This window comes from Propionicimonas sp. (assembly GCF_049840635.1).
In the GTDB taxonomy this organism is placed as follows: Bacteria; Actinomycetota; Actinomycetes; order Propionibacteriales; family Propionibacteriaceae; genus Propionicimonas.
The window spans coordinates 341,548-360,767 of sequence record NZ_JASGKL010000005.1; the positions used below are offsets into that span (position 1 = coordinate 341,548).

Annotated in this window: 17 protein-coding genes; 3 read left to right on the forward strand and 14 right to left on the reverse strand. The window is 71.1% G+C overall.

Features of this window, described 5'->3' with window-relative positions; all coding sequences use genetic code 11:
* Window positions 1-6: 6 nt before the first annotated feature.
* The 12 genes from nuoK to QM779_RS07705 all read right to left on the reverse strand — a co-directional run bounded on the left by nuoK (window position 7) and on the right by QM779_RS07705 (window position 11,949).
* Complete coding sequence (nuoK, locus tag QM779_RS07650) at window positions 7-306, reverse strand: NADH-quinone/ubiquinone oxidoreductase subunit 4L family protein (protein WP_428533846.1); 300 nt, start codon at window positions 304-306, stop codon at window positions 7-9.
* Complete coding sequence (locus QM779_RS07655; RefSeq protein ID WP_428533848.1) at window positions 303-1,091, reverse strand: NADH-quinone oxidoreductase subunit J; 789 nt, start codon at window positions 1,089-1,091, stop codon at window positions 303-305. The genes nuoK and QM779_RS07655 overlap by 4 nt, the downstream gene beginning before the upstream one ends.
* Window positions 1,088-1,651, reverse strand: a complete 564-nt coding sequence (nuoI, locus tag QM779_RS07660) for an NADH-quinone oxidoreductase subunit NuoI (RefSeq protein ID WP_428533850.1) — start codon at window positions 1,649-1,651, stop codon at window positions 1,088-1,090. The genes QM779_RS07655 and nuoI overlap by 4 nt, the downstream gene beginning before the upstream one ends.
* Window positions 1,652-2,947 carry an NADH-quinone oxidoreductase subunit NuoH gene (gene nuoH, locus QM779_RS07665; protein WP_428533852.1) on the reverse strand — a complete coding sequence of 432 codons (1,296 nt, stop codon included), beginning with the start codon at window positions 2,945-2,947 and terminating at the stop codon, window positions 1,652-1,654.
* Window positions 2,944-5,448: an NADH-quinone oxidoreductase subunit G gene (locus QM779_RS07670; protein WP_428533854.1), complete on the reverse strand. Its 2,505-nt coding sequence runs from the start codon at window positions 5,446-5,448 to the stop codon at window positions 2,944-2,946. The genes nuoH and QM779_RS07670 overlap by 4 nt, the downstream gene beginning before the upstream one ends.
* Window positions 5,445-6,767: an NADH-quinone oxidoreductase subunit NuoF gene (gene nuoF / locus QM779_RS07675; RefSeq protein ID WP_428533856.1), complete on the reverse strand. Its 1,323-nt coding sequence runs from the start codon at window positions 6,765-6,767 to the stop codon at window positions 5,445-5,447. Before nuoF ends, QM779_RS07670 begins: the two co-directional genes overlap by 4 nt.
* 61 nt (window positions 6,768-6,828) lie before the next feature.
* The gene (gene nuoE / locus QM779_RS07680; protein ID WP_428533858.1) at window positions 6,829-7,548 is read right to left on the reverse strand and encodes an NADH-quinone oxidoreductase subunit NuoE; all 720 of its coding nucleotides are present in this window, start codon (window positions 7,546-7,548) and stop codon (window positions 6,829-6,831) included.
* Window positions 7,545-8,822: an NADH-quinone oxidoreductase subunit D gene (locus QM779_RS07685; RefSeq protein WP_428538354.1), complete on the reverse strand. Its 1,278-nt coding sequence runs from the start codon at window positions 8,820-8,822 to the stop codon at window positions 7,545-7,547. Before QM779_RS07685 ends, nuoE begins: the two co-directional genes overlap by 4 nt.
* Window positions 8,823-8,890: 68 nt before the next feature.
* The gene (locus QM779_RS07690; RefSeq protein ID WP_428533860.1) at window positions 8,891-9,679 is read right to left on the reverse strand and encodes an NADH-quinone oxidoreductase subunit C; all 789 of its coding nucleotides are present in this window, start codon (window positions 9,677-9,679) and stop codon (window positions 8,891-8,893) included.
* Window positions 9,676-10,233 carry a NuoB/complex I 20 kDa subunit family protein gene (locus tag QM779_RS07695; RefSeq protein ID WP_428533862.1) on the reverse strand — a complete coding sequence of 186 codons (558 nt, stop codon included), beginning with the start codon at window positions 10,231-10,233 and terminating at the stop codon, window positions 9,676-9,678. The genes QM779_RS07690 and QM779_RS07695 overlap by 4 nt, the downstream gene beginning before the upstream one ends.
* Window positions 10,234-10,250: 17 nt before the next feature.
* Window positions 10,251-10,610 carry an NADH-quinone oxidoreductase subunit A gene (locus QM779_RS07700; RefSeq protein ID WP_428533864.1) on the reverse strand — a complete coding sequence of 120 codons (360 nt, stop codon included), beginning with the start codon at window positions 10,608-10,610 and terminating at the stop codon, window positions 10,251-10,253.
* A 43-nt stretch (window positions 10,611-10,653) separates the two neighbouring features.
* Window positions 10,654-11,949, reverse strand: coding sequence for a geranylgeranyl reductase family protein (locus QM779_RS07705; protein ID WP_428533866.1), 1,296 nt, complete (start codon window positions 11,947-11,949; stop codon window positions 10,654-10,656).
* Window positions 11,950-12,061: 112 nt separating this feature from the next.
* Between QM779_RS07705 and QM779_RS07710 the strand changes: the two genes are divergently transcribed.
* From QM779_RS07710 to pip, 3 genes are all read left to right on the forward strand, one after another.
* Window positions 12,062-13,327 carry an isochorismate synthase gene (locus QM779_RS07710; protein ID WP_428533868.1) on the forward strand — a complete coding sequence of 422 codons (1,266 nt, stop codon included), beginning with the start codon at window positions 12,062-12,064 and terminating at the stop codon, window positions 13,325-13,327.
* Between the two features lie 142 nt (window positions 13,328-13,469).
* Window positions 13,470-14,303, forward strand: a complete 834-nt coding sequence (locus QM779_RS07715) for an alpha/beta hydrolase family esterase (RefSeq protein WP_428533870.1) — start codon at window positions 13,470-13,472, stop codon at window positions 14,301-14,303.
* A 115-nt stretch (window positions 14,304-14,418) separates the two neighbouring features.
* Window positions 14,419-15,393, forward strand: a complete 975-nt coding sequence (gene pip / locus QM779_RS07720) for a prolyl aminopeptidase (protein ID WP_428533872.1) — start codon at window positions 14,419-14,421, stop codon at window positions 15,391-15,393.
* 227 nt (window positions 15,394-15,620) lie between these two features.
* On the opposite strand, the gene QM779_RS07725 is transcribed toward pip, so the two are convergent.
* Window positions 15,621-16,031 (reverse strand): hypothetical protein, encoded by a 411-nt coding sequence (locus QM779_RS07725; protein WP_428533874.1) that lies wholly within the window; start codon window positions 16,029-16,031, stop codon window positions 15,621-15,623.
* Between the two features lie 19 nt (window positions 16,032-16,050).
* Window positions 16,051-19,215 carry an SNF2-related protein gene (locus tag QM779_RS07730; RefSeq protein WP_428533876.1) on the reverse strand — a complete coding sequence of 1,055 codons (3,165 nt, stop codon included), beginning with the start codon at window positions 19,213-19,215 and terminating at the stop codon, window positions 16,051-16,053.
* Between the last annotated feature and the right edge of the window lie 5 nt (window positions 19,216-19,220).

Sequence of the window (19,220 nt, forward strand, 5' to 3'; positions counted from 1 at the left end):
GGGCCCTCACAGCTTCAGCAGGTTCGCCGCGTCCACCGAGGTGGACCGCCGGGTGCGGTAGATGGTGATGATGATGGACAGGCCGACGACGACCTCGGCGGCGGCGACCACCATCACGAAGAAGGTGGCGACCTGGCCGTCCAGCCCGCCGCGGGCGAGCGCGAAGGCGACCATCGCGAGGTTGGCGGCGTTCAGCATCAGCTCGACCGACATGAACGCCACCAGCGCGTTGCGCCGGATCATCACGCCGATGGTCCCGATCGTGAACAGGATCGCGGCCAGGTACACGTAGTTGTCGGGGCTCACTCGTCTTCCTCCTCGGCCGCGGGGCCGCTGACCTGCTCGAAGACCGCCGCCGTGCTGCGGCTCAGCGCCGGGGCGTCCACGATCACCCCGCGCATCGCGAGGGTGGGCGAGACGGACGCGTCACTGACCGAACCGTCCGGCAGCAGGGCCGGGGTGGCGATCGAGTTGTGCTGGGCGAGGACGCCGGAGTTCGGCAGGCTGCCCGGGTGGGCGCCGTTCTCGGCGTACTCCCGCATCCGCTCGTCCGCCAGCTCCCGCTGCGTGGGCTTGGGCTTGGTCCTGGCATGCTGGCCGAGCACCATCGCGCCGACGGCCGCGGTGATCAGCAGGGCCGAGGTGAGCTCGAAGGCGAACACGTACCGGCCGAAGATCAGGGCGGCGAGGGACTGCACGTTGCCGCCGTGCAGCGCGTTCGCGTCGTCCAGGCCGACGTTCGGGCCGCCGACCATCGCTCCGCCGATACCGAAGACGATCAGGCCGAGCATGCCGGCCCCGGCGAGCCAGGCGGCGACCTTGTGGCCCTTCAGGGTCTCGACCACCGAGTCGGGCGTGTCGACGCCGACCAGCATCATCACGAACAGGAACAGCATCATGATCGCGCCGGTGTAGACGATGATCTGGACGAACGTCAGGAACATCGCGGCCAGGGACGCGTACAGGACGGCCAGGTTGATCATCGTGAACGCCATGCTCAGCGCGGCGTAGACGGCCTTGCGGAAGAACAGCAGGCCCAGCGCACCGAGCACGGCCAGCGGCCCGGCGATCCAGAAGACGACGGCGCTCATCGCGTCCCCCCTGCCGCGTCCTCGACGACCGGGGTGCGGTTGTCGGGCTTGCCGGTGGCGGGCAGGCCGAGGAAGTAGTCCTTCTCGTCGTCGCCCAGCCGGCGCGGGTGCGGCGGCTGCTCCATGCCCGGCAGCAGCGGCGCCAGCAGCCGGTCCTTGGTGTAGATCATCTTCTCGCGGCTGGTGTCGGCCAGCTTGAAGTCGTTGGTCATGGTCAGCGCCCGGGTGGGGCACGCCTCGATGCACAACCCGCACAGGATGCAGCGCAGGTAGTTGATCTGGTAGACGCGGCCGTACCGCTCACCGGGGCTGAACCGCTCCTCCTCGGTGTTGTCCGCGCCCTCGACGTAGATCGCGTCCGCGGGGCACGCCCACGCGCACAGCTCGCAGCCCACGCACTTCTCCAGGCCGTCGGGCCAGCGGTTCAGCTGGTGCCGGCCGTGGAAGCGGGGCGCGGTGATCTTCTCCTTGCCCTTCTCCGGGTAGCCCTGGGTGAAGGTCTTGCGGAAGATCGTGCGGAAGGTGACCCCGAACCCGGCCCACGGGTCGAAGATTCCCATCTACTGCTCCTCTCCGGCGCCGGCCTGGGAGGCCTCCGCGGTGGATGTGACCACGTCCTGGAGCTCGGGCAGCACCTGTCCGGGCATCGGTGGGACGGGGTAGCCGCCGGCGAAGGCGTCGAACGGACCCTCCGGCTCGGGCTCTGGTTCGGGTTCGGGCTTCTCGCCGATGAACAGGATCGCGACGATCGCCAGCAGGACGATGATGATGCCGCCCCACAGGAACGGGCCCTGGAGCAGGTTGTTCGCCCGCAGCGACTGGAAGGTCGCGACCACGATGATCCACACCAGCGAGACCGGGATCAGGCCCTTCCAGCCGAGCTTCATGAACTGGTCGTAGCGGAACCGCGGCAGCGTCCCTCGCAGCCACACGAACAGCGAGATGAACAGCTGCACCTTGATCACGAACCAGATCGGCCCGAGCCAGGCGTTGTTCAGCGGCTCGATCAGGGTGAGCGGCCACGGCGGCAGGTAGCCGCCGACGAACAGGGTGGTCGCGATCGCCGAGACCGTGGCCATGTTGATGTACTCGGCCAGGAAGTAGACCGCGTAGCGGAAGCCGGAGTACTCGGTGATGTAGCCCGACACCAGCTCGGACTCGGCCTCGGGGAGGTCGAACGGCGCGCGGTTGGTCTCACCGACCATCGAGATCACGTAGACGACGAACGACGGCAGCAGGAGCAGCCAGTACCAGCTCTGCAGGCCGATGTTCAGGTTGAACGGCATCAGCGCCGTCCGCTGCGCCTCGACGATGTCGTGGGTGGACATCGAGCCGGCGTAGAGGAAGACCGACACCAGCGCCAGGCCCATGGCGATCTCGTAGGAGATCATCTGGGCGCTGGAACGCAGCCCGCCGAGCAGCGAGTACGGGGAGTTGGACGACCAGCCGGCCAGCACGAACCCGTAGATCCCGACGCTGGTGACGGCCAGCAGCACCAGCACGCCGACCGGGAGGTCGGTGAGCTGCAGGTAGGTGTCGACGCCGAACATCGTCACCTTGCCTCCGAATGGGATCACCGCCCAGGCGGTGAACGCGGCCGTGCCGGCGATCAGCGGGGCGACGGTGAACAGCACCCGGTCGACCATGGAGGGCATGAAGTCCTCCTTGATCAGGAGCTTCATGCCGTCGGCGAGCGCCTGGCCGAGGCCGAACGGGCCGTTCATGATCGGGCCGAGGCGGTGCTGCATCTTGCCGACCAGCCGCCGCTCGTACCAGACGTTGAAGATCGTCCAGACCAGCAGGACGACGAAGAGGACGACGACCTTGATCAGGACGAGCCACCACGGATCGTTCATTCCTCGCCTCCCAGGCTCAGGGTGACCGCGTCGCCGTGGACCACACCCAGCTCGCCCAGCGGGGTGCCGGGAGAGTTCGTCGGCACCCAGACGGCACCGTCGACCATGCCGGGGGTGACCGCGACCGGCAGGCTGTACCAGCCGGCGCCACCGCCCACCGCGACCTGGTCGCCCTCGGCGACGCCGAGGGCGCTCGCCAGCGCGGGGCTGATCCTCGCGACCGACGGACGCGCCGTCGCGGCGAGGGCCTCCTCGCCGTCCTGGCCACGGCCGCCGTCGATCAGCTGCCGCCACGTGGCCAGCCGGACGGTGGTCTCACCGTCGGCGACCTCCGGGGCTGCCGCTGCGGCCGGGGCCGCCGGGGCTGCGACCGGCTCGGCGGGCGCCTCGGCCGCGCCGTCGGGCTGCCAGGGGCCCAGCTCGGTCAGCTCGGCCAGTGCCTGCTTCGGGGTGCGGACGCCGAGCGGACGGCCGAGGCCGTCGGCGAGCGCCGCGAGCACGCGCAGGTCCGTCATCGGGGCGTTGGGGTGCCGGATCACCGTGTTCACGCGGCCCTGCCGGTGCTCCCAGTTCAGGAAGGTGCCGGCGTGCTCCTCGATCAACGCGACGGGGAACACGACGTCCGCCCGCTCGGTGACCTCGCTGAGCCGGTTCTCCATCGCCACCACGAACCCGGCCTCCTCCAGGCCGGCCCGCACGGCGGCGGCGTCGGCGAAGTCGGCCGGTTCCAGGCCGGCGACGACGAGCGCCTTCAGTTCGCCCGCCGCGGCTGCGGCCAGCATCTGCGGCGCGTCCATCCCGTCCTCCGCGGGGAGCCCGTCCACGCCCCACGTGGCGGCGACGTCCACCCGGGCGGCGGTGTCGTCGACGGGGCGTCCGCCCGGCAGCAGGCTCGGCAGGCAGCCGGCCTCGATCGCGCCCCGGTCACCGGCGCGGCGCGGCACCCAGGCCAGCCGCGCGCCTGCCGTCGCCGCGACCTCCGCGGCGGCGGCCAGCAGACCGGGGACGAGCGCGGCGCGCTCTCCCACCAGAACGATGTTGCCCGGCGCCAGGTCGATCCCGCGCAGCGCGGCGACCTCCTCGCCGGGAACGGTGGCGACCAGGGTCGCGTTCAGCTTGGTGGTGCCCAGCGACGCGTAGGGCGCGACGGTGGTGACCTTCAGCCCCGACTTGCGGACGCCCTTGCGCAGGCGCAGGAAGATCCCCGCTGCCTCGTCCTCGGGCTCGAACGCGACGAGGACGACGTGCCCGGCCTTCTCGAGTTCTGCGTAGGTGACGCCGTCGCCGAGCGCGCGGCCCGCGACGTTGGCGGCGAGGAAGGCCTCCTCGTCGGCACCGATCGGGCGGGAGCGGAAGTCGATGTTGTTGGTGCCGAGCACGGTGCGGGCGAACTTGGCGTAGCCGTAGGCGTTCTCCAGCGTCAGCCGACCGCCGGTGAGGACGCCGGTGCTGCCGCCCGCGGCGGCGAGGCCGGCGACGGCCGCGTCGATCGCCTCCGGCCAGGAGGCCACGCGCAGCTTGTCGTCCTCACGGATCAGCGGCATCGTCAGGTGGTCGGCGCCCCGGCCGGACACGAAGGCGAACCGGCCCTTGTCGCAGTTCCACTCCTCGTTGACCTCGGGCGCCTCGCCGGCGAGGCGGCGCTTCACCTGGAAGTGCCGGTGGTCGACGCGCAGCTGGCAGCCGCCCGCGCAGTGCTCGCAGGTGGACATCGTGCTGACCAGGTCGAACGGCCGGCTCTGGAACCGGTAGGACGCCGAGGTCAGCGCGCCGACAGGGCAGATCTGGACGACGTTGCCGGAGAAGTAGGAGTTGTAGGGGTCCTCGGCGTAGGTGCCGACCTGCTGCAGCGCCCCGCGCTCGACCAGCGCGATGAACGGGTCGCCCGAGATCTGCTCGGAGAACCGGGTGCACCGCGCGCACAGGACGCAGCGCTCGCGGTCGAGCAGGATCTGGGCGGAGATGTTCACCGGCTTGGGGAACGTCCGCTTGACGCCCTCGTAGCGGGACTCGCCGCGGCCGTTGGCCAACGCCTGGTTCTGCAGCGGGCACTCGCCGCCCTTGTCGCAGATCGGGCAGTCCAGCGGGTGGTTGATCAGGAGGAACTCCAGCATCCCCTTCTGGGCCTTCTCGGCCACCGGGGAGGTGAGCTGGGTCTTGATCTGCATGCCGGGCGCGCACTCCAGGGTGCAGGACGCCTGCGGCTTCGGCATGCCGCGGCCGTTGCCCATGTCGGGCACCTCGACCATGCACTGGCGGCAGGCGCCGACCGGGTCGAGCAGCGGATGGTCGCAGAACCGCGGGATCGCGATCCCGATCATCTCCGCCGCCCGGATGGCCAGCGTCCCCTTCGGGACCTGCACCTCGGTGCCGTCGATGGTGACCGTGATCAGGTCGACGGGCGTCGCCGCGGCGGGCTTGGTCTGGACGCTCTTTGCGGGGTCCCCGCGGAGTTGTTCGGGGGAGCGCAGCGGAGGAGAAGAAATCCGCGGGGTGTTCATGCGTGGGCTCCGATCAGCTCCGGCACCTCGAAGAGTGCGCTGCGGCCATACGGGAACAGCTCCCAGGCCGGCGTGGTGTAGCCGGCCTCGAACTCCGAACGGAAGTGCCGCACCGCGCTGGTCACGCAGGCCACGGCGCCGTCGGCGAGCGCGCAGAAGGACTTGCCGCCGATGTCGTCGCAGATGTCGAGCAGCTTGTCGACGTCCCCGTCCTCGGCCTGGCCGGCCTCGAACTTCTTCAGCAGCTGCACCAGCCACCAGTTGCCCTCGCGGCACGGGGTGCACTTGCCACAGGACTCGTGCTTGTAGAACTCCACCCAGCGCAGCGTGGTGCGGACCACCGACACGGTCTCGTCGAACACCTGCAGGGCCTTGGTGCCCAGCATCGAGCCGACGCTGCCCATGCCCTCGTAGTCCAGCGGCACGTCGAGGTGCTCACCGGTCAGGATCGGGGTGGACGAGCCGCCCGGCGTCCAGAACTTCAGCTCGTGGCCGTCGCGGATGCCGCCGGACAGCTCCAGCAGCTGCCGCAGCGTGATGCCCAACGGCGCCTCGAACTGCCCGGGCCGGACCACGTGGCCGGACAGGGAGTAGATCGTCATGCCCTTGGACTTCTCGCTGCCCATCGAGCCGAACCACGACGACCCGTTCTTCACGATGCAGGGCACCGAGGAGATCGACTCGACGTTGTTGATCACGGTCGGGGACGCGTACAGGCCCGCGACGGCGGGGAACGGCGGACGCAGTCGCGGCTGGCCGCGGCGGCCCTCCAGCGAGTCCAGCAGCGCGGTCTCCTCGCCGCAGATGTACGCGCCGGCGCCGGCGTGCACGACGATGTCGAGGTCGTAGCCCGAGCCGAGGATGTCCTTGCCCAGGTAGCCGGCCTCGTAGGCCTGCGCGACGGCCTGCTGCATCCGCCGGATGACGTGCAGCACCTCGCCGCGGATGTACACGAAGGCGGTATGGCAGCCGATCGCGTACGAGGCGATGATCATGCCCTCCACCAGGGTGTGCGGGCTGGCCAGCAGCAACGGCATGTCCTTGCAGGTGCCGGGCTCGGACTCGTCGGCGTTCACCACGAGGTACTTCGGGTTCGGGTTGTCCTTGGGCACGAAGCTCCACTTCATGCCGGTCGGGAAGCCCGCGCCGCCGCGGCCGCGCAGGCCGGAGTCCTTGACCAGGTCGGTCACCTCGGCGGGAGTCATCTTCAGCGCGGTGCCGACCGCGTCGTAGCCGCCGGACGCCTGGTAGGCCTTCAGCGTCCAGGACGCGTCGGTGCCCCAGTTCGCCGAGAGGACGGGGGTCAGGGTGTCGCTCATGCGGGGTCCCCTTGGAGTTGTTCGGAGGAGCGCAGCGGGGGAGAAGAACTCCATGGGGTGCTCACTTGACCTCCTCCACGGTGGGTGCGGCCCAGCCGCGGGCGTCCGCGATGGACTTGCCGAGCAGGGACGCCTCGCCGGCACTGGGACCCTCGTCCGCACGCCCGTCGGGGAACCCGGCGAGGACGCGCTCGGCCTCGCGCCAGCTGGTGATCGTCGCGCCGCGGGTGGAGTGGACCTCCCGGCCCGCGGCCAGGTCGTCGAGCAGCGAATCGGCCTTGGCCGGGGTCATGTTGTCCATGAACTCCCAGTTGACCATCATCACCGGCGCGAAGTCGCAGGCGGCGTTGCACTCGATCCGCTCGAGGCTGAACGTGCCGTCGGCCGTGGTCTCGTCCGGCCCGATGCCGAGCTTCTCCGAGACCCGGTCGAGCAGCGCGTCGCCGCCCATCACCGCACACAGCGCCGTCGTACAGACGCCGACGTGGTGCTTCCCGCCCGGACGCCGCCGGTACATCGTGTAGAAGGTCGCCACGCCCGACACCTGGGCGGTGGTGATGCCCAGCACGTCCGCGCAGGCCTCGATGCCGGCCGGGGAGATCCGCCCGTCGACGCTCTGCACGAGGTGCAGCATCGGCAGCAGCGCTGAGCGGGGCTGCGGGTAGCGCCCGGCGAGCTCGCGCAGCTCGGCGACAGTCTTCTCGTCGATGTTGGTCGAGGTGTCGGTCATGTCCACCTCCCCCGACTCGGGGAACCAGGACTGGAACTCGTGACCGCTCATCGGTCGACGCCTCCCATCACGGGGTCGAGGGAACCGATCGCCACCACGACGTCGGCGATCATGCCGCCCTCGCACTGGATCGGTACGGACTGCAGGTGGTTGAACCCTGGGTCGCGCATGTGCACGCGGAACGGCCGGGTGCCGCCGTCGGAGACGACGTGGCAGGCGATCTCACCCTTCGGGCTCTCGATCGGGACGTAGGCCTGGCCGGGCGGGACGTGGAAGCCCTCGGTGACCAGCTTGAAGTGGTGGATCAGGGCCTCCATCGACACGCCCATGATGTGCTTGATGTGCTCGTGGCTGTTGCCCTGGCCGTCGGGCCCGACCGCGAGCTGCGCGGGCCAGGCGATCTTCGGGTCGTCCACCATCACCGGCTGCCCTGTGGACGCCTCGAGCCGGTCGGTCGCCTGCTTGACGATCTTCAGGCTCTCCCACATCTCATCCAGCCGGACGCGGAAGCGTCCGTAGGCGTCCGAGGTGTCCCAGGTGATCACGTCGAAGTCGTAGGTCTCGTACCCGCAGTACGGCTGCTGCTTGCGCAGGTCCCACGCGTAGCCGGTCGAGCGCAGCACCGGGCCCGTGACGCCGAGCGCGAAGCACGCCGACAGGTCCTGGTAGCCGATTCCGCACATGCGGCCCTTGAAGATCGGGTTCTCGTTGCAGAACGCCGCGTACTCCGGCAGGTGCTTCTCCAGCCAGCGGATCAGGTCGCGCAGCTGCGCGATCCCCGTCTCGGGCAGGTCGTTCGCGACGCCGCCGGGGCGGATGTAGGCGTGGTTCATGCGCAGGCCGGTGACGGCCTCGAAGAAGTCGAGGATCATCTCCCGCTCGCGGAAGCCGATCGTCATCACCGTCAGGGCGCCGATCTCCATGCCACCGGTGCCGATGGCGACCAGGTGGGACGCGATCCGGCACAGCTCCATCATCAGCACGCGGATGTCCTGCGCGCGCTGCGGGATGTCGGCCTCGATGTCGAGCAGCCGCTCGACGGCCAGGCAGTAGGCGGCCTCGTTGAACAGGGGCGCCACGTAGTCCATCCGGGTCACGAAGGTCGTGCCCTGGGTCCAGGTGCGGTACTCCATGTTCTTCTCGATGCCGGTGTGCAGGAAGCCGATCCCGGGCCGGATGCTCGTCACGGTCTCCCCGTCGCACTCGACCATCAGGCGCAGCACGCCGTGCGTGGACGGGTGCTGCGGGCCCATGTTGATGACCAGCGTCTCGTCGCCGCGCTCGGCCTGCTCGCCGGCGATGTCGGCCCAGTCGCCGCCGCCCATGGCGGTGTAGACGGTGCCCTCGGTCTCCTCACCGGGAGCGGCGTAGAAGTCGGACTGCTGCGCGCTCATCAGTAGTTCCTCCGCGTGTCGACCGGCGGGACGGTGGTGCCCTTGTACTCGATCGGGATGCCGCCCAGCGGGTAGTCCTTGCGCTGCGGGTGGCCGACCCAGTCGTCCGGCATCAGGATCCGGGTGAGGTGCGGGTGGCCGTCGAAGATGATCCCGTACATGTCCCAGGTCTCGCGCTCGTGCCAGTCGGCCGCGGGGTAGGTCGGCACCACGCTCGGGACGTGCGGGTCGGCGTCCGGGCAGGTCGTCTCCACGCGCAGCCGGCGGTTGTGGGTCATCGACTGCAGGTGGTAGACGACGTGGAGCTCGGCGCCGGCGTCGTCGGGGTAGTTCACGCCGGAGACCGACGCGCAGAACTCGAACCGCAGCAGCGCGTCGTCACGCAGGGCCTGCATCACCTCGGTGAGCTTCTCGCGCGGCACCTGGAACGTGAGCTCGCCGCGGTGCACGACCACCTTCACGAAGGGGTCGGTGACCAGCGTGGCGAGCCGGTGGTACACGTCGTCGAACCAGGAGCCGAAGGGCGGTTCGGCCGGCGCGGGCCACGGGATCGTGCGGACGATCCGGCTGTAGCCGGAGGTGTCGCCGGTGCCGCGGCTCCACATCCCCTGCCGGGTGGGGGCCGGTGTCGGCTCGTCCGGAACGGCAGGGACGGGTTCGGGTTGGACGAGGTCCGGCTGGGCGTCCTCGCGCTCGAGGCCGGCCTTCGGGGCGGACTCGGGGTCGGTCACCTTCTCGCTGACCGTCTTCTCCTCGCCGGGGAGCTTCTCGGCCTTGCCCTCGCTCATCGCAGGAGGCCCTTCATCTCGTGGGTGGCCGGGGCGACCAGGGCCGCCTTCTCCGCCGCCTCCCAGGCGTCGAGCTCGTTCTGGGCCATGGGCCGCTTCATCACGATGTCCTTCTTCAGCTTGAACATCGCGTCGATCAGCATGTCCGGACGCGGCGGGCAGCCCGGCACGTACACGTCCACGGGGACGAGGTGGTCGCCGCCCTGGATGACCGCGTAGTTGTTGAACATGCCGCCGGAGGACGCGCACACGCCCATCGCCATCACCCACTTGGGGTTCGGCATCTGGTCGTAGACCTGGCGCAGCACCGGGGCCATCTTCTGGCTGACCCGGCCGGAGATGATCATCAGGTCGGCCTGGCGCGGTGAGGCGCGGAACACCTCCTGGCCCCAGCGGCCGGCGTCGAACCGCGGCGCGCCGTAGGTCATCATCTCGATGGCGCAGCACGCCAGCCCGAAGGTGGCCGGCCACAACGAGGCCTGCCGCATCCAGCCGAACACGCCCTCCAGCGTGGTCAGCACCACGCCCTGCGGGATCTTGTCCTCAATACCCATATCGCTGCCTTACCTGCTCAGTCCCATTCCAGGCCGCCGCGACGCCACACGTAGGCGTAGGCGACGAAGACCGTGGCCATGAACAGCACCATCTCGACCAGCGCGAAGAAGCCGAGCTGCGAGAAGGACACCGCCCACGGGTAGAGGAAGATGGTCTCGATGTCGAAGACGATGAACAGCATCGCCGTGATGTAGTACTTGATCGGGAACCGGCCGCCGCCCATCGGCTGGGGGGTCGGCTCGATGCCGCACTCGTAGGAGCTGTACTTGACCTTGTTCCAGCGCCGCGGCCCCACGAACGAGCTGAGCGTGATCGAGATCGCGAGGAAGCCGCCGGCGAGAAGCATGATGCCCAGCAGTGGAATGTAGGGGCTCATCGGACGCTTCCCTCCCGGAACATCTCTCGACAGTGCGTTTTCATCATGCTGAGGGTGCCACCTTTGCGAGCGCGGAGATGACCTTGTCCATCCAATCACCATCCCGGGTGTCGTAGAGGTGGGCCAGCAGCTTCATCGTGAAGCGCATCAGCGTGGGCCGCGGAAGACCGTAGCGGGTGCACAGGTGCATCACCTGCGGGTGCTCGATCAGGGAGACGAACACCTGCCCCAGCCGGAAGTACCCGCCCCACTCGGCCTTCAGCCGCGCGGGATAGCCGCGCAGCGCCTCCTCGGCGCTCGGGGTGCCGAAGCCGCGGAAGCGGGCGTCCGCGATCGCGTCGGCCGCCATCTCGGCCGCCTCCATCGCGTAGGAGATGCCCTCGCCGTTGAACGGCGAGATCATGCCGCCCGAGTCACCGACCAGCAGCATGCCCCTGGTGTAGGCGGGCTGCCGGTTGAAGCTCATCGGCAGGGCGGCGCCGAGGGTCTGGCCGACCTGGTTCTCCGGCCGGAAGCCCCACTCCTCGGGCGTGTTGGCCAGCCACTTGCCGAACATCTCGCGGTAGTTCAGCTTGGCCGGCTCCGAGCTCGACCCGACCGTGCCGAGGCCGACGTTGACCGTCCCGTCACCCATCCCGAACACCCAGCCGTAGCCGGGCAGCAGGTTGGACTCCCCCGGCTTGCCGTCCCACAGCTCCAGCCAGGACTCCATGTGGTCGTCGTGGGTGCGGGGGGACGTGAAGTACGCGCGGACGGCGACGCCCATCGGCCGGTCGGTGCGCTTGGCCAGGCCCATGCCGAGGGCGAGCCGGGCGGAGTTGCCGTCGGCCGCGACCACGACGGGGGCGCGGAACGTGCGTCCGTCCTTGGTGGTGACACCGACGATCCGGTCGGTGCGCTCGTCGACGACCGGCGCGGTGACGTTGGTCTCCTCGTAGAGGCGGGCGCCGCCGGCGACCGCGCGACCGGCGAGGATCTTGTCGAACTCTGCGCGGGCGCGGACGAGCCCGAACGGCGGGAACTCCTTCAGCTCGGGCCAGGGCAGCTCGAACGGCTCGGTGCGTCCGCCATAGACCCGCAGGCCCTTGTTGCGGACCCAGCCGGCTTCCTCGCTGGTGTCGATGCCCAGCCGGACCAGCTGCTTGACCGCGCGGGGCGTGAGTCCGTCGCCGCAGACCTTCTCGCGGGGGAACTTCGCCTTCTCCAGCAGCACCACGTCGAGGCCGCGGTCGGCGAGGTGGGCGGCGGTGGTGGAGCCGCCGGGTCCGGCGCCGACGACGATGACGTCCGCCTCCACGCCTTCGCCGGTGGCCGGCACCGCCGGCTTCGGCTGGGACATGGGCGCTCTCCTGCAAGTGCTTCGGGACTTCGGCCAGTCTAGGCAAAACGAGCGTTCCAAGCCATTTGGCGCCCCGGCGGGGGCGCGTGGGCCGAGCGGCTATCCTGCGTGGGTGATCCATCACCCGCCGGGGCCGCAGTGGCGTGCGACGACCGTTGCGATCACCGATCCCGGCGACCTGGCGTCCTATCTGCCCCCCTCGGGCGGGTACGCGTGGTTGCGTCGCGGCGACGGCATGGTCGGCATCGGCGAGGTGGCCCGCTTCGAGGGCGGCTCGGCGGCGGAGGCCGACGAGTGGTGGCAGGAGGTCTGCGCGCGGATCGAGCACCAGACCGAGCTGCCCGGCACTCCCGGCACGGGTCCGGTCGCGTTCGCGTCCTTCGTGTTCGACGCGGGGCACACGTCCGCACGCTCGGTGGTGGTCGTGCCGCGGATCGTGGTCGGCCGGCGCAAGGGGCTGGCCTGGCTGACCTCCATCGGGGGAACGCGCAGCGAGGAACCGGGGATGCCGGCGACGTGGGCCGAGCCCTCCGCGCCGGTCGGGGTGACGGCCGTGGACGCGAGCCTGGACGCCGAGGCGTGGCAGTCGATCGTGAAGGACGCCGTGGGCCGGATCGGCCGCGGCGCACTGGACAAGGTGGTGCTGGCCCGGGCCGCGACGCTGGCTGCGGCCGAGCCGCTGGACCCGCGCGCGTTGGTGTGCCGCCTCGCCGACCGCTACCCGACCTGCTGGACCTACCGCGTGGACGGCCTCGTCGGCGCGTCCCCGGAGATGCTGATCCGGACCGAGGGCGGCCTGGCGACCTCGCGGGTGCTGGCAGGAACGATCCGGCGCAACGGCGGCGAGGAGCTCGACCTGAAGCTCGCGCACGCGCTGGCGCGATCGGGCAAGAACCTCGCCGAGCACGAGCTGGCCGTGGACTCGGTCGCGCACGCGCTGGAGCCGTACTGCTCGGGCATGAACGTCCCGGACGCGCCGTACGTGCTGGAGCTGCCGAACGTGCTGCACCTCGCGTCCGATGTGACCGCTGTGGTGCACCCCGGCGTCAGCGTGCTGCGGCTGGCCGGCGAACTGCACCCGTCCGCCGCGGTGTGCGGAACGCCGACCGACGTGGCGAGGGCGACGATCGCCGAGCTGGAGCACCTCGACCGCGGCCGCTACTCAGGCCCGGTCGGATGGCTGGACTCGACCGGCGACGGCGAGTTCGCGATCGCGCTGCGATGCGGTCTGATCGACCCGGAGTACCCGCGCCGGATCACGCTCTACGCCGGCTGCGGGATCGTCGCCGAGTCGGACCCGGCCGAGGAGTTCGCCGAGACCGAGGCCAAGTTGCTGCCGATGCTGGAGGCGCTCGGTGTGGACGTGGGCGGGCACTGAGCGCTGGCGGCCCGGCCGGCACCGGGCCCCGACCGCTGTCATCCTCGCGCTGACGGTGGCGCTGGGGGTGGCGCTCGCGGGATGCGTAGGTGGGAGCGCGTCCCCGTCCGCGTCGAACGCTCCTGCGGCTGCCACGGGCACTGTGAGCGCCAGTAGCACCGCAACCGGCGGGTCCGCCGGGCCGGGCTCGAGCACGATCGAGGTGCAGGGCAGGAAGGTGGCCCTGTTCACACCGGCGGCCGTGGACGCCGACACCGCGCTGGTGGTGGTGCTGCACGGCTACACCGGAGAAGCGGTCGGCACCGCGCAGTACCTCGGACTGGCTGCTGCCGCGGGTCCGAGGAACCTGGTCGTCGCCGCGCCGCAGGGGACCACGGACGCCGAGGGGAACACGTTCTGGAACGCGTCGTCCGCCTGCTGCAACTTCGATGGCAGCACCGTGGACGACTCGGCCTTTCTCAGCACGGTGATCACCGCGGTCGTGGCGCAGTTCGGCGTCGACCCCGGCCGCGTGTTCGTGGTCGGGCACTCCAACGGCGGGTTCATGGCTCATCGGCTGGCGTGCGAGCATGCCGACCAGGTCGCGGCCGTCGTCTCGCTGGCCGGCGCGATGGACGTGGCCGGCTCGTGCGATCCTTCGCGCCCGGTGAGCGTCCTGCAGGTGCACGGGGAGGCCGACGACACGATCCTGTTCGGCGGGGGGTCGATCCAGGGGCACGAGTACACGTCCGCGCTGACCACGGTCGGGCGCTGGCGGCACCTGAACGAGTGCGCGGGGTCCGGCCAGCGCTGGACGCCCGGCATCGACGCCGACACGGCGTCCGAAGGTGCCGACCTCACCGGGACGAGCTGGACCGGGTGCGCCGACGGCACCTCGGTCGCCCTCTGGCGGATCGCCGGAGGATCCCACGTACCGTCGCTCACGCCCGCCTTCACCGACGCCCTCGTCGACTGGCTGGAGGCCCACGCCCGCTGAGGGTCGACTCCCCGGCCCGTCCACCACAAAGTGGACGCTTCGACGTGGCTACACCGCAGAACCGTCCACCGTGACGCCTCCGGCCGGAGAGCCGCGCGAATCGTAGGCTGACCGCATGCAGTTCCCCCGCGGCACGCCACGACGGAGTGGCCTGCTCGCGGTGGGCGGCGGGCAGCAGCTGTACTGGGAGGAGTCGGGGACGCCGGACGGCCTGCCCGCGTTGTACCTGCACGGTGGGCCCGGTGGCGGTTTGGGCACCGGCGGGTACCGCACCAAGTTCGACCCACAGCGGTTCCGGGTGGTCGGCTTCGACCAGCGGGGGTGCGGACGCTCGGTGCCGCTCGCGTCGGACCCGGCGCACGACCTGGCCGCGAACACGACCCCGCAGCTGGTCGCGGACATCGAGGCGCTGCGCGTCCACCTCGGCATCGACGCCTGGCTGGTGAACGGTGTGTCGTGGGGCTCGACGCTGGCCATCGCCTACGCGCAGGCCCACCCCGACCGCGTCCTCGGCGTGGTGCTGATGGCGGTCACCACGACGTCGGCAGCGGAAGTGGAGTGGATCACCGAGACGGTCGGGGCGATCTTCCCGGAGGAGTGGGACCGGTTCGCTGCCCACGCGGAGGCGGCCGGGATCGGCTACCGCAGGGGCGAGGGGCGCCTGGTCGATGCCTACGCGCGCCTGCTACGCGACCCCGATCCCACGGTGAGGGACGCCGCCTCCTGGGCGTGGGCACGCTGGGAGGACGTCCACGTGTCGCTCGGCCTGCCCGAGCCTGAGACCAACCCGCGCTGGGCGGACCCGGAGTTCCGGCTGCCGTTCGTCACGCTGGCCACCCACTACTGGGCACACGATGGCTTCGTCGAACCTCCGCTGCTGGACGGCATGGAGCGGATCGGCCACCTGCCCGCCGTGCTCATCCACGGACGCGCTGACGTCAGCGGACCGGTCCGGACCGCCTGGGAAGTGCATCACCGCTGGCCGGCCAGCGAGCTGGTGATCGTCCCGGACGAGGGCCACGGGGGAATGGAAATGGTCGAGGCCTGGTCCGATGCCCTTTCGCGCCTGGCCGATCGCATGCAGCGCTGAGGCTCGGACGCCGCTGGACGGGGACCCGGTTGCTCTCGTCGAGAGCCACCCTCCGGGCCCGAAGGCCACGCTTCGCGTCGAGGGCCCTTGTCCGGACAGGGGCCCTCGACGGGAAGGGTGGCTCTCGGCGACCGCAGGTGGCCTCGCTCTTCTCCGCCTCAGCCCGCAGCACCGGCCAGCGGACGGCAGCTCAGGTTCGGCTCAGCCCCAGCCAGCGGGACGGCGGCTCAGGTCGGCCCGGCCGGGCCGTGCCTGACGATGCCCGGCCAGTCGTCGGGCGGCGGCGGCGCGTCCTCGACCGGTGCACGGTGGTGCAGGTAGCCCGCTACACCGCTGAACACGGCGGACGGGAGGTACAGCAGTCCGAACGACAGCGCGGTGGCGATGATGAACACGCCCAGCCCGCCGGCCACGATCCAGGCGAGCAGCGACTTCCGCCACGGCAGCAGCGCGGGCACCGCGGCCACGAGCACGGGGATCGACACCGGCACCAGGACGGACGGCCCGAACAGCTCGAACAGCGAGACCAGCTGACCCTGCACATTCCTCGTGGGGATGTAGACCATGAACAGCACGGCACAGACGCCGTACAGGACCGCCGCCCACTGCCACAGCCGGGCCTGGGTCGCCACCTTCATCGCGCACTCCCCCGTCGAGTCATGGTTCGAGCAGGCCGCGGATGTCGTCGGCGGTGAGCGGCGCGGCGAGGTCGCCGTCGCTGCCCACGACCTTGGCGAACAGGTCGCGCTTGCGCTCCTGGAGCGCCACCACCTTCTCCTCGATCGTGTCCTCGCTGACCAGGCGGTAAACCATCACGCTCTTGTCCTGGCCGATCCGGTGCGTCCGGTCGATCGCCTGCAGTTCGGCGGCCGGGTTCCACCACGGGTCGAGGATGAACACGTAGTCGGCCTCGGTGAGCGTGAGGCCGAAACCGCCCGCCTTCAGGCTGATCAGGAACACCGGGTCGCTGCCGGAGCGGAACGCCTCGATCCGGGCCGCGCGGTCGCGCGTCCGCCCGTCCAGGTAGCTGGTCGCGATCCCCTCCGCGCCCAGCCGGTCACGCACCATCCCGAGGTAGGTCGTGAACTGGCTGAACACCAGCGCGCGGTGGCCCTCGGACGCGAGCTCGGTGACCAGTTCGACCAGCGTGTCGATCTTCGCCGACACCGCTGCCTCCCCCGGCAGCACCAGCGCCGGCGACAGCGCGAGCTGGCGCAGTAGCGTCAGCGACGCGAGGATCGTGATCCGGTTCCTCCGCAGGTCGGCCATCAGCCCGAGCACCTTCTTGCGCTCGGCGGCCAACTGCTTGTCGTAGAGCCGCCGGTGCCCGGGCGCCAACGGGACGGACAGCACCTGCTCCTGCTTGGGCGGCAGCTCGGCCGCCACCGACTCCTTCGTCCGCCGCAGCATCAACGGACGCACCCTGCGGTGCAGCCGCGGGAGCGCCCCGGCATCCGTTCCCGCCTCGATCGGACGCCGGTAGCGCTCGGTGAAGGCGGCCGGGTCAGCGAACAGCCCCGGCGCCACGATCGACAGCAGCGACCACAGGTCCATCAGGTTGTTCTCCAGCGGCGTGCCGGTGACCGCGAACTTCGCCCCCGCCCGGAGCCGGCGGACGGCCTGGTAGGCCCGCGACTGCCGGTTCTTCACGAACTGCGCCTCGTCGAGCACCACCACCGACCAGCCCTGCGCGGCGTACTCCTCGGCGTCCAGCCGCAGCAGGGTGTAAGAGGTCACCACCACGTCCGTCGCGGACGCGATGTCCGCCAGCGGTTCGGGACGCTTCTTCGCCGTGCGCCCGACCACCTCGACCCGGAGGTCCGGCGCGAACCGGGCGGCCTCCGCCGCCCACGTGCCGAGCACCGACGTCGGCGCCACCACCAGCATCGGACGTTCCAGCCGTCCCGCCTCACTCAGCGAGCAGGCCAGCGCCAGCACCTGGAGCGTCTTGCCCAGGCCCATGTCGTCGGCGAGGATCCCGCCCAGCCGCGCCCCGTGCAGGAAGTGCAGCCACCGGAACCCCACCTCCTGGTACGGCCGCAGGGTGGCCCGCAGCCCCGCCGGGAGCGCCACCTCGGGCAGCTCGTCGGTGTGCAGCAGCGCGGTGACCGCGGAAGACCAGGCCCGCGACTGCTCGGCGACCACGCCGAGGCTGACCAGCTCCTCCCACAGGCCCGCGTGCTCGGCCCGCAGCCGCAGCCCCTCGCCGTCGCGCGGCTGGAGTTCGCCCGCCTCCTCGATCAGGGCCCGCAGCTGCTCCAGTTCCGGCCGCTCGAGGCTGAACCAGGTGCCCGAGGGCAGGATCAGGTGCGTCTGGCCGGTCGCGAGAGCGGTGAACAGCTCGCGGTACTCGACCGGCTCGTCCTCGATCGTGACCGTCACGGACAGGTTGAACCAGTCCGTGCCCTCGCCGGGGTCGGTGACAGCGAGGCTCACCTGGGGCGCCTCCTCGGCCAGCCGGTAGTGCTGGGGGCTTCCGGTGACCTCGACCACCACACCCTCCTCCGGCAGCCGGCGGAGCCAGTGCGTGACGAAGTCCGCGGTGGCCGGTCCGCGCAGCGTCGCGGTCTCGGCCACCTGCCACCCGTGGCGGCCCTCGCCGGCGGGCCACGGCCCGCGCGGCAGCGCGTCCAGCAGGGCGCGCTCGGCATCCTGGTCGCGGTAGCCCGGCACCTCACCGAACGGGTACAGCTCGACGTCCAGCACCTGCGCGCCGACCTCGTAGCGGAACAGCCACTGCAGCGCGGTCACGTGGTCGGGCTCGAACCGGACGCGGAGCAGCAGCCGCGGCGGCGAGGCCTCCGGCAACTCGACGTCGGGCGCGACCTCGATGGCGATCATCCGGCGCAGGACGGGGTAGAAGTCGGCGGCGAACGCACCGACGTCGGACTCGGGGATGTCCAGCCGGGCGTGCTGCAGCAGCAGCGACTGCTGGCCGTGGCTGAGCGGGTCGGCGAACGGGACGAGCAGCAGTTCCCCCGCCTGCTCGACGGCGAAGCCGTGCGGGGGCGAACCGATCAGGTTGCTGGCCAGCACCGGCCACTCCACCCCGGACGCGACCGCGAAGGTGTGCAACTGGAGGCCGTCGGCGCTGCGGGTGAGCCGGCTCGCCACGCGGGCGGGCTCGGCCGCTAGCCGGACGGGCGGCGTCCCCTGCCCGGGCACGAGCTCCACCCCGGCCGCGACGGCCTGCCGCAGCCAGTGCCACGCCGGGGCGCCGAGCTCTGCGACCTCCATCACGTCCGCCCTGCGCGAGTAGTAGTAGCCGGCCCGCTGGTCGCGCGTCCTCGCCAGCCCGGCGAGCGCGGCCCGCTGGTCCTCGGCGAACTCGCCGCCCCAGGGGAACGCGACGCTCTCCCACGTGATCCCCGTGCGCACCCAGCGTCCGGACTTCCCCCAGACCAGCGGACGCAGCTGCAGCGCGCCCGCCTGCGTCCGGGTGACCTGGATCGCCAGCGGCTGGCCCTGCGCCGCCGTGCGGGCCTCGGTGGCGATGTCGCTGAGCGCACGCTGCCACGCGGGGGTGAGCGCGCGCAGGTTCACCGTCCGCATGTGCCACAGCAGGGCGGCACCGTGCTTGCAGTCGTAGCCCACCGGGCACGAGCAGGACGTGCGGATCGTGCCCGTGGCCGCGTCGTACCGCGCGACCGTCTGGTAGGAGCGGTAGCTGCTGCCGCGCACCTGCGCCTGGACGAGGCTGCCGCCCGTCCCCGAGCCGACCGCGATGTGCCCGACCCGGCCCTGGCGCACGTACTCCTGGCCGCGGGCGAGCGTCACCTCGCCGAACAGCTCGACCAGCCGGCGCTCACTCAGCTGGTGCACCCAGT

Bases quoted from the DNA above. Each gene is read 5' to 3' on its own strand.
- QM779_RS07685 (WP_428538354.1), bottom strand. From the start codon at position 8,822: ATGGGCGGCGGCGACTGGGCCGACATCGCCGGCGAGCAGGCCGAGCGC.
- QM779_RS07725 (WP_428533874.1), bottom strand. From the start codon at position 16,031: ATGAAGGTGGCGACCCAGGCCCGGCTGTGGCAGTGGGCGGCGGTCCTG.
- nuoF (WP_428533856.1), bottom strand. From the start codon at position 6,767: ATGAGCGACACCCTGACCCCCGTCCTCTCGGCGAACTGGGGCACCGAC.
- QM779_RS07690 (WP_428533860.1), bottom strand. From the start codon at position 9,679: ATGAGCGAGGGCAAGGCCGAGAAGCTCCCCGGCGAGGAGAAGACGGTC.
- QM779_RS07670 (WP_428533854.1), bottom strand. From the start codon at position 5,448: ATGAACACCCCGCGGATTTCTTCTCCTCCGCTGCGCTCCCCCGAACAA.
- pip (WP_428533872.1), top strand. From the start codon at position 14,419: ATGCAGTTCCCCCGCGGCACGCCACGACGGAGTGGCCTGCTCGCGGTG.
- nuoH (WP_428533852.1), bottom strand. From the start codon at position 2,947: ATGAACGATCCGTGGTGGCTCGTCCTGATCAAGGTCGTCGTCCTCTTC.
- QM779_RS07705 (WP_428533866.1), bottom strand. From the start codon at position 11,949: ATGTCCCAGCCGAAGCCGGCGGTGCCGGCCACCGGCGAAGGCGTGGAG.
- QM779_RS07700 (WP_428533864.1), bottom strand. From the start codon at position 10,610: ATGAGCCCCTACATTCCACTGCTGGGCATCATGCTTCTCGCCGGCGGC.
- nuoI (WP_428533850.1), bottom strand. From the start codon at position 1,651: ATGGGAATCTTCGACCCGTGGGCCGGGTTCGGGGTCACCTTCCGCACG.
- QM779_RS07655 (WP_428533848.1), bottom strand. From the start codon at position 1,091: ATGAGCGCCGTCGTCTTCTGGATCGCCGGGCCGCTGGCCGTGCTCGGT.
- QM779_RS07695 (WP_428533862.1), bottom strand. From the start codon at position 10,233: ATGGGTATTGAGGACAAGATCCCGCAGGGCGTGGTGCTGACCACGCTG.
- nuoE (WP_428533858.1), bottom strand. From the start codon at position 7,548: ATGAGCGGTCACGAGTTCCAGTCCTGGTTCCCCGAGTCGGGGGAGGTG.